We start from the raw sequence: 2,309 nt of genomic DNA on the forward strand, positions 1-2,309 counted from the left end.
GATGTCAGGCGAGAGCGCTCCCACGAAACGCGCCGGCAGTGCGCGCCTCAGCCCCCGGCCCCACCACCAGCCCGGTACTGCCCCGGCGTCATCCCCCTGGACCGGGTGAACGCCCGGCTGAACGCGGGCGCCGACCGGTACCCCACCCGCGCCGCGACGGACTCCACCGGGTCGCGGGTCCGGCGCAGGCGCACCGCCGCCAGGTCCATCCGCCACTGCGCCAGGTACGCCGCCGGGCTCTGGCCGATCGCCGCCGGGAAGCGGCGGGACAGGGTCGCGCGCGAGACCGCCAGGGCGGCGGCCAGCGACGCGGTGGTCCAGGGGCGGGCGGGCTCGGCGTGCAGGCGTTCCACCGCGCCGCGCACCAGCGGGTCGTCGAGCACGCCCAGCCAGGTGCCCACCTGCCGGGGCTGGGTCGGCAACCAGGCCCGCATGAGCTGCACGAGCAGGACGTCGACCAGGCTGTTCAGCACCGCCCGCCCACCCGGCCGGGGGCGCGCCAGCTCCCGCGCGAGCATCCGGACGGTGTCGTCGAAGCCCTCCGCGCCCCGGTCGCCCCGGATGTGCACCAGCTCGGGCAGCGCGCCGAGGACCTGGGTGCGCACGGTGTGGTCGCAGTCGTAGCCGATCGTGAGCACGCGCGTGTCGGCGGGCCGGTCCCCGAGCCGGATCACCTCGCCAGCCTCCTGCGCCCGGACCACCTCCGCCGGGTCGGCCACCGGCACGTCCGGGGAGCCGCTGAGCACGTGCGGCGGTCCGGCGGGCAGCAGCGCCACGTCACCGGCCGACAGCTCCAGCCACGACGGCGGGTCGCCGACCCGCAGCCAGGCGCGCCCCGCGAGGACCACGTGCAGCAGCGCCGAGGAGCAGCCCGCCAGCGGGACCGCCCAGCGCCCGCCTGCCTCGATCCGCGCCCCGAGCGCGCCGCGCACGCCGGACACCTCCAGCACGTCCGCGACGAGGTCCACCCGGCCATCCTAGGTGAGGCAAACGAGCAAGGAAGTGAGTCGTCGCAGCATCGACTGCCGCACCCGGTCCTCCATACGGTGGACCCATGACAACCGGCACCACCATGCGGGCGCTCGTCGCGACCGGCTACGGGGACCCCGACCAGCTCACCCTCGCCGAACTGCCCGTCCCCACCCCCGGCCCCGGCCAGGTCCTGGTCAGGATCGCCGCCGCCGCGGTCAACCCCACCGACCTGCGCGTGCTCACCGGCGGCTTCCGCGACCTGCTGGACCTGGAGTTCCCCTACACCCCCGGCAACGAGTTCGCCGGAACCGTCGTCGAGACCGGACCGGGGGTGACCCGCTACCGCGCCGGCGACGAGGTCTTCGGCATGGCCCTGCCCCGCCAGCTGCGCGCGGTGGCCGACCCCGGACGCCCGTCGCTGAGCACCGGTGCGCTCGCCGACCACGCGGTGTTCGAGGCGGACACCCCCGCCATCGGCCACCGCCCGTCCGCCCTGTCCCCGGACCTGGCCGCGTCCCTGCCGATCGCGGGCGGCACCACGCTCGCGCTCACCGCCGCGGCGAAGGTCCGCCCCGGCGAGAGCGTGCTGGTCGTCGGCGCGACCGGCCCGGTCGGCCTCACCCTCGTGCCGGTGCTGGCCGCCGCGGGCGCCGAGATCACCGCGACCGCCCGCACCGCCGCGGGCGCCGACCTGCTGCGCGGCCTCGGCGCCCACCACGTGGTCGGGCACGGCGCCTACCCCTCGGGCGTCGACGTCGTGCTCAACCTGGCGCTCCTGCCCGACGCCCTGCCCGACGCGGCCCGCGCCCTGCGGCCGGGCGGCAGGCTGCTCTCGATCGTCTTCCCGCCGCCCCGGCCCGAGCAGCTCGGGCGCGACGACGTCGACCTGGGCTTCGTGATGCACACCGGCGACGAGCGCACCGGGGCCGAGGCCGTCGCCGAGGCCGCGCTGGCGGGCGCCCTCACGACCCCGATCGCCCGCCGGTACCCGCTCGACGACGCCGTCGCGGCGCTGGTCGACCACGCGCGGGGCCGCCCGCTCGGCAAGATCGTCGTCACGGTCTGAGCGCTACACCGGGGCGAGCCGCTTGCGCTCGACCCGGTCGTGCTCGACCCACAGCCCGTGCGGGTACCCCAGTCGCGGCGCGCTCACCTCGGTCAACCGGTCGAGGTGGTGCGCCGGGATCTCCAGCTCGGCCGCCGCGAGGTTCGACGTGAACTGGGCCAGGTCCCTGGGCCCGATGATCGGGATCACGCCCCTGGCCATCGACCACCTGATCGCCACCTGGTCCGGCGTCACGCCGAGGTCCAGGGCGACGTCCTCGACCGCGTCCAGG

3 protein-coding genes are annotated in these 2,309 nt (G+C 76.7%); 1 reads left to right on the forward strand and 2 read right to left on the reverse strand.

All coding sequences use genetic code 11. From position 1 onward, the window contains the following. Positions 1 to 47: 47 nt before the first annotated feature. Entirely contained in the window at positions 48 to 968 is a 921-nt protein-coding gene (locus ACTUAL_RS13850; RefSeq protein WP_440900522.1) for an AraC family transcriptional regulator, read from the reverse strand. A gap of 86 nt (positions 969 to 1,054) precedes the next feature. Here ACTUAL_RS13850 and ACTUAL_RS13855 point away from each other — a divergent pair, with 86 nt between their 5' ends. After that, complete coding sequence (locus ACTUAL_RS13855) at positions 1,055 to 2,038, forward strand: NADP-dependent oxidoreductase (protein WP_440900523.1); 984 nt, start codon at positions 1,055 to 1,057, stop codon at positions 2,036 to 2,038. 3 nt (positions 2,039 to 2,041) lie between these two features. Here ACTUAL_RS13855 and ACTUAL_RS13860 read toward each other — a convergent pair. Then, positions 2,042 to 2,309: aldo/keto reductase (locus ACTUAL_RS13860; protein ID WP_440900524.1), on the reverse strand; the 268-nt coding region annotated here is incomplete at its 5' end.

The organism is Actinosynnema sp., from assembly GCF_052038725.1.

What these genes read in the sequence shown, in the direction of transcription:
- ACTUAL_RS13855 (WP_440900523.1), top strand. Translation starts at nt 1,055, where the DNA reads ATGACAACCGGCACCACCATGCGGGCGCTCGTCGCGACCGGCTACGGG.